The organism is Kitasatospora sp. NPDC028961 (genome assembly GCF_055564815.1).
In genome coordinates this window covers 111,897-118,342 of the sequence record NZ_JBVHVO010000020.1, presented here as the reverse complement: position 1 = coordinate 118,342, position 6,446 = coordinate 111,897, and the positions used below count along the sequence as shown (strand labels likewise).

Here is a 6,446-nt window from a genome sequence, read left to right as displayed (position 1 = left end):
GATCGTCTCGCCGGGCTGGTACCACCACCTGTTCACCACCACGGGTGATTCGGTGCCACTCTCCCCCCCCCCCCCCCCCCCCCCCCCCCTTCCCCCCCCCCCCCCCCCCCCCCCCCCCCCCCCCTGCCCCCCCCCCCCCCCCCCCGCCCCCGGGGCGGGGCCACGGTCGGGTCCGTCGGTCAGAGGTCCAGGTCTGGGTGGAGCCGGGCGACCGTCCACACGCGCCGACGGCGCAGGGCCAGCGAGGTGAGGACCAGGAACAGGACACCGAAACCCGCCAGAACGGCGATGTCCCGGATGACATGGGAGGACGGGCCACCGCTGATCGTCACCCGGAGCCCGTCGACCAGGTAGGTCATCGGCAGGAAGGGGTGGACCGCCTGGAACGGTGCCGGGGTGGTCTGCATCGGGTACAGGCCGCCGGAGGCGGTGAGCTGCAGGATGAGCAGGACCAGTGACAGGACGTCGCCCGCCGTTCCGAACGCCGTCCGCAGGCAGTGGTCGATGGCGATGAACGCGGCGGCGCCGACCGTGAGGAGCAGGACGGTCGTCCACGGGGCGGCGGCGTGCAGCCCGAGACCGGCGCTGACGACGCCGTAGAGGATCACGGCCCCGAGCACGCCCAGGGCCGCGGCCGGGAGCCAGCCCGCCACGGCGACGGTGGCGGCCCGGGTACGGGCGGCCAGCGCCCGGGTGTTGACCGGTCGCAGGAAGAGGTAGGCGAAGAGGCCGAACACCCACAGCGCGATGCCGAAGAAGAACGGGGCCAGTCCGCGGCCGTACACGCCGGCCGGGTGGAGGTTCGACCGGTCGATGGCGACGGGTGTCCCCAACACCTCGGCGGCGTGCTCCAGTTGGGCCGAGTCCAGGACGGGCACCTGCTTCTTCCCGTCGTCGATCACGCTGGCCAGGCTCGTGGCGCCGTTGTGGGCCTGGTCGGCGGCGGTCTGCAGCGCCACGGATCCCTGCTGAAGCGCGGACAGTCCCGTGGACACGGTGGCCGTCCCGGCGGCGATGCTCCGGGCGCCGGAGTCGACCAGGGCCAGCGGGGTCTGCGCGTTCTGGGCCGACTGCTGGACGGCCGCGGCCGTCCTCCGGAGACCGACGGCCTGCTGGAGCGCCGCGTGGGCGTTGCCGGCGGCGGTGGCGGCGTGACCGTCGATCTGCCCGGCCGCGGCGTCGGCCGCCGTGACGTCCTGTCGGAGGCGCTGGAACAGGGGGTCGTCGCCCAGTCCCGGGTGCGCCGCGGCCAGCTGGTCCAGATCGGTCACCGCCTTGGCGGTTCCCTGCTTCACCGTCGACGTCGCGGTGTGGACGGCGTCCACGCCCTGGGTGACGAGAGTGGCCGCGCTCACCACGGCGTCGGCGGCCGCGCCCAGCGGCGGCGCGGCCTCGCCGAGGGCGGTGGCCGCCGCGTGCACCTGGGTCGTGGCCTGGCTCAGCTTCTGGGCGCCGTCGGCGAGCTGGGTGGAGCCGGACCGCAGCGTGGCGCTCGCGCCCGCGGCAGCTGAACTCCCCTGCTGGGCCACGGTAGTGGCGTTCACCAGCCCCTGGGCCGCCTGCGCCGCCGTGTCCAGCTTCCCGCCGATGTCCGCGAGCCGACCGTAGACGCCGCGGACGTAGGCCTCGTGCGCGGCGGAGTTGACCTGCTCCTGCAGCTTCGCTTCGACGACCTCGGTCATGACGCCCGCGATGTAGTTGTTCGCGTCGTTGAGCAGGATGTGGATCCGGGCCTGTTCGGGCTGGGTGTCGGGGCCGGTGGCGAGGCCGGCGCTGAAGTCGGCGGGGATCCGGATCGTGAACGCGTAGCGCCCGCGCTCCAGGCCGTCGCGGGCCGCGGCCTCGTCGACGAACGCCCAGTCGAACTGCCGTGAGGCCTTGAGCTCCGTCACCACCTGGGCGCCCGCGTCCACCCGCTGTCCCTGCCGGGTCTCGGCCGGGTGGTCCTCGTTGACCACCGCCACCGGGATGTGCCCCGTCTTGCCGTAGGGGTCCCAGTTCGCCCACAGGTACATGGCGCCGTACAGCAGCGGGACCAGGCACAGCACGAGCGGGACGAAGCGCCTCAGTGGGCCCCGGAAGCCGCGCAGCTCCAACACGGCCAGCCTGATCGCGGTCATGCGTCCTCCTCGCACCGGCGCGCGCCGGTGCGCCCGCCGTCCGGTTCCCGCCGCCCGAGCAACCGCCACGACCGACGCGCCGACGCGTCTGTCCCGTCTGGATCGGCTGCCCTGTCTGCCCCGTCTGGCTCGTCTGGCTCGGCCGGCTCGCCTGCCCGGTCCTCCTCGGCGGTCGACGCCGGCCGCTCGGGCAGGTGGCTGCGGCGGGGCAGGGCCACCAGCACCGGCGCCGGGTCGAGGCCGGCACCGGAGGCGGGAGGGTCGAGGGCACCCGCCACGACCGTGCAGCCCACCCGGCAGACCCGCCCCACGAGTTGCCAGGCCCGGACGCGCTCGTCCGCCGGGCACCCGCGGTCCACGTCGTCCGCGACGATCACGGCGGGGCGCGTGGCCAGAGCGAGCGCGAGGGCCACGCCCAGTGCCTCCACCGGCGGCAGGTCCCGGACCAGCGTCCGGTGCTCCACGTCGACGCCGAGGACCGAGAACGCCTCCCCGAGCTGTGCTCTGCTCAGCCGGCGGCTCAACCAGCGGCGCTCGTCCACCAGCTCCCGCACCCGCAGATCCGGGTCCAGGCCGAGGGCGGGCTCCGCACGGGCCACCGCCACCTGGTCCCTGACACGACGGCCGTCGCGGGGCAGGACGTGCCCGCCCACCCGAACCGCTCCGCCGTCCAGCCGCATCCGCCCCGCGAGCGCGAGCAACGCCGTCGTCCGGCCCGAGCCGCCCGGCCCGTGGAGCACCAGCAGCCCGCCGGGTTCCACGCCCAGGTCCAGATTCTCGAACACCGCTCCCCGGGGCCCTCGCACGCTCGCTCCGCGCGCGACCACGTCCATACCGGCAATCTCCACTCCCAGTGGGTAACCCGTCCGTGCCGCGCCATGTCTGTCAGACCGGTCACACTCCCGCGTCCGCGGACCGCGGTCACCCCTCCCGGCCGGGCGGCGGGAGGGCGGACTGCCGGGCCGTGCACAAGCTGTCCACGGCACAGCGGAGTTGGGCGACCGAGCGGTCGGAGCACATCGGCCTCCCCGTAGCGCCATGGGCGGCGCGTCGAGCGCGACGCTGTCGGCCGGCGGTCAGCCGTGCCCGGGCGGCACGGCCGAGGGGGGCGGGAGGGGGTCGGGTCACGGTCACCGCTCTGCCGCACGCGGACGCCCCGATCGCGTACGCGAAGCTGCTCGGCGCCCGGGGGCCGCCGGGCCGCCGGGCCGCCGCCCAGCGGCCCACGGGCCCGCGCGGTGCGGTGCCTCCGCCCAGGCGTCACTCCGGCTCAGCAGGACCGCGCCGGCTCAGGCCCCGCACGCCACGGCGCCTCGCCCTCCGGGCGACGGTCGGCCCGGCGGAAGTCCCCGGCCACCCGCCCGCGGCGCGGGCACTCCCCCGAATGGCAGGCCGGCGCCCGCCGCCGACCCGGGCGGCGGGCCCTGCCGGGCGGCAGCGGGGTGCGGCAGCGGAACTCCAGGGGCGGTGTCCTCGTCCACGTGCGCGCGCAGGTACGCCTCGCGCAGCCCGGCGCGGGCACGGGCGGCGAGGGAGCGGACGCCGCTCGGGGTCATGCCCATCCGCTGGGCGACGGTGGCGGCCGGCTCACCCTCCACCACGAAGCACCAGAGCAGCACCTGCCAGCGCTCGGGGAGGGACCCGTAGGCCCTGGCGACCAGCGCCGTCTCCTCGGCCGCGAGCAGCGCGCCGTCGGTCTCCACCTCGTCCGCCAGGCGCTCGGCCCATTCGGTGAAGTCCTCCGGCAGCACGACGCGGCCCCTGGTCCGCGCGCTCCACTCCATCGCGGTCCGGCGGACGACCGCCATCAGGTAGGGGCGCCAGGCGTGCCGGGGGCCGCGGCCGCGGGCGACGGACGAGTAGGTGCTGGCGTAGGCCTCGGCGGCGAGGTCCTGGGCGGTCTGCGGGTCACGGCAGTAGCCGCGGGCGTAGGCGAGGACGGCGCCGTGGTGGCGGGTGAACACCTCGGCCATCACCTCCCGGACGCGGGATCCCCCGGTCTCGGTGGAGTCGGTGAGTACCGCCGAGAGTTCGGCGTCGCTCAGTGCGCTCAAACCCGTTTCACAAGCGCTGGCAGGAAGGGTCAACGTGTTCCTCCTCGACTCTGTCCTTCTCACGGCGGGGAGTTCGCCGGCCTGAACGGCGGGACGGCCGCACGGGCCGGGAACGGGAAGTGGTGGCCGGAGAAGGGCATCGACGGCGGTCTGCTGCTGCGGCCGTCGGGACGGTGTGGCGGGAAGAGCCACAGCACACCAGTGCTACGGGTTTCAGGGCAACAGTTCCGGACACCGCCGGCCGCCCGGCGATTCCGGATCAGAATGTGTGGGATCTGTGTGTCGGGCGGCCCGGCGGTGCGCCGGTCCCCGCGCGGGCCCCGCCGGTGGGTCCGCGGCCGCGCACCGGCACCCTGGCGAGGCTCCGTCGCGTGCGGCGTCCGGTGGATAACAGAAAAGTGCATAGGGCATTCGCATGGTGGAAAGCGCCGGTGGTGGTGGTTCATGATGATGTGACAGGTCGGCCGGCGGTTCGCCGGCTCCGACAACCGTCGAGAACAGGGCGAGGACTCCCGCCGGCGCGTGCCGGGGGAACCCTCGCCCTGTTCTCGTCGGTCGTCCGGTCTGTGGCCACCCGTCAGGCGGGGCGGCACCGGTCGGGCCGGCTACCCCCTGTCGGGTGGGTCGGTGCTTGTCGGGTCCGTTCTCCCCGGTCGGGCCTGCCGGCGCCGGTCGGGTGGGTCACGCTCGTCGGGTCTCCGGTCGCCGCTCACCCCCCGCCCACGGATACGTGTGCACCGCCGTGTTCGGCGCCGCCCACCACCGTGCCGCCGAGCAGCCCGTGCAGGAGGTCCGCCGTGGTGTCGGAGAGCACGACCACCCAGCCGTCGCCCACCAGGTAGGACCCCCCGTAGTCCTTGGCCTCCGACGTCCAGGCGTCCTGGGCGCGGGCGGTCGGGAAGCTGGCGATCCAGATCTCCTCGCCGTCCGAGACGCACATGCCCTGCCGGAGGTCGGCCGCGTCGGTGGTGATCTCGGCCGTGCAGCCGATCCGGCGGGCGAGCTCCTCCACCGAGCCCGGGTCGGGGCGCCGCGCCGCCTGTGAGGTTCCGGTCAACCCGCCGTGACCCCAGAGGAGTTCGATGATGCCGAGCAGGACGAGCAGGATCAGCGCGGCCCACCGGACGGCGGTGCGGTCGACGCGGGGCGGTACGGGGCCGGCGCCCGGGGCCCTCACTTGCCGGCCGGCTTGCCCTGCGGGTTGATGGCCGACCACAAGCCGTCGATCCCGTTCCCGAGCGCGTCACCGTAGCCCTGGTCGCCCGCGTAGTAGTAGGCGGGAGTGCAGTTGATGCTCAGCTGCCAGGTGCCGTCCGGTCGCTGGAGCTTTCCGATCAGCTTCGGGTCCACGCCCTTGACCTTGTCGGGACTCACCGGCGGGGCGGGCGGCCAGGTCTTGAGGCACTGTCCCTCGCAGTTGGAGCGCATCGGCCAGGCGGTGTCCTTCCCGAAGTGGTACAGGGTCCGGCCCTGGCCGTCCACCATGACCTGGCCGAGCTGGGGGTTGACGACGACCGAGATCTGCACCTTCCCCTGGTCCGGCTGGGCCGGCTTCGGCATCATGGTGGCCATGGGCGTGGCCGTGGCCGTCGCCTGGCTCGTCGGCGCGGCGGACGCCGTGGCGGTGGCCTGGCCCGTCGGCGCTGCGGACGCGGTGGCCTCGGCACCGGGGGCCTTGGCCTTCGTCCCGTCGGGCGCCATGGCGAACCAGGTGCCGCCCACGCCCTGGCCCTTGGTGTCGCCGGGTACGGTGTCCTGCGCGTAGCGGTAGGCGGGCCAACCGCCCACCGTCAGCTGCTGCGTGCCGTCGGCGCGGGTGACCTGGCCGAGCTTGTCCTGGTCGATGCCGGCGCCCGGCGCGGTGGTGCTGTCGTTGACGACGGGCGGCCAGGTGGCGGCGCAGGCGCCGGAGCAGTTGGACAACGGCGGCTTGGCGCTGTCCTTGTCGAAGCGGTACAGCGTGAAGCCCTGACGGTCCGTCAGGACCGGGCCGAGCTGGCCGTCCGCTCGGACGACCAGCGCCCCGGCGGGCCGGCCGACGGCCCCCGCCCCGGGCGAGGCGGAGGCGGAGGCGGACCCGTTGGAGCCGTAGTCGCTGTACGCGCCGGCCGGCGAGGGCGTCGAGCCGACCAGCTGGGCGGAGTCGGAACCCCCGGCGGACGGGCCGGCGTTGCTGCTGACGCCCCCGATGGCCGCCATGATCACGAGGCCGGCCAGCAGGAGGCAGAGCGCGACGAGTCCGTATCGTTTCGTTGTCAAGATCTTCCTTGCC

At 74.8% G+C, this 6,446-nt stretch carries 5 protein-coding genes; all 5 read right to left on the bottom strand.

Annotated features, from left to right (window positions below; translation table 11 throughout):
* Positions 1 to 179: 179 nt before the first annotated feature.
* The gene (locus ACZ4UX_RS27410; protein ID WP_465708657.1) at positions 180 to 2,120 is read right to left on the bottom strand and encodes a YhgE/Pip domain-containing protein; all 1,941 of its coding nucleotides are present in this window, start codon (positions 2,118 to 2,120) and stop codon (positions 180 to 182) included.
* Positions 2,117 to 2,905 carry an ATP-binding cassette domain-containing protein gene (locus ACZ4UX_RS27405; RefSeq protein WP_465708656.1) on the bottom strand — a complete coding sequence of 263 codons (789 nt, stop codon included), beginning with the start codon at positions 2,903 to 2,905 and terminating at the stop codon, positions 2,117 to 2,119. Before ACZ4UX_RS27405 ends, ACZ4UX_RS27410 begins: the two co-directional genes overlap by 4 nt.
* A gap of 504 nt (positions 2,906 to 3,409) precedes the next feature.
* Entirely contained in the window at positions 3,410 to 4,174 is a 765-nt protein-coding gene (locus ACZ4UX_RS27400) for an RNA polymerase sigma factor (RefSeq protein WP_465708655.1), read from the bottom strand.
* Positions 4,175 to 4,883: 709 nt separating this feature from the next.
* Positions 4,884 to 5,351: a hypothetical protein gene (locus tag ACZ4UX_RS27395; RefSeq protein ID WP_465708654.1), complete on the bottom strand. Its 468-nt coding sequence runs from the start codon at positions 5,349 to 5,351 to the stop codon at positions 4,884 to 4,886.
* Positions 5,348 to 6,433, bottom strand: coding sequence for an SCO0930 family lipoprotein (locus tag ACZ4UX_RS27390; protein ID WP_465708653.1), 1,086 nt, complete (start codon positions 6,431 to 6,433; stop codon positions 5,348 to 5,350). Before ACZ4UX_RS27390 ends, ACZ4UX_RS27395 begins: the two co-directional genes overlap by 4 nt.
* Positions 6,434 to 6,446 lie beyond the last annotated feature (13 nt).

Bases quoted from the DNA above. Each gene is read 5' to 3' on its own strand.
- ACZ4UX_RS27410 (WP_465708657.1), bottom strand. From the start codon at position 2,120: ATGACCGCGATCAGGCTGGCCGTGTTGGAGCTGCGCGGCTTCCGGGGC.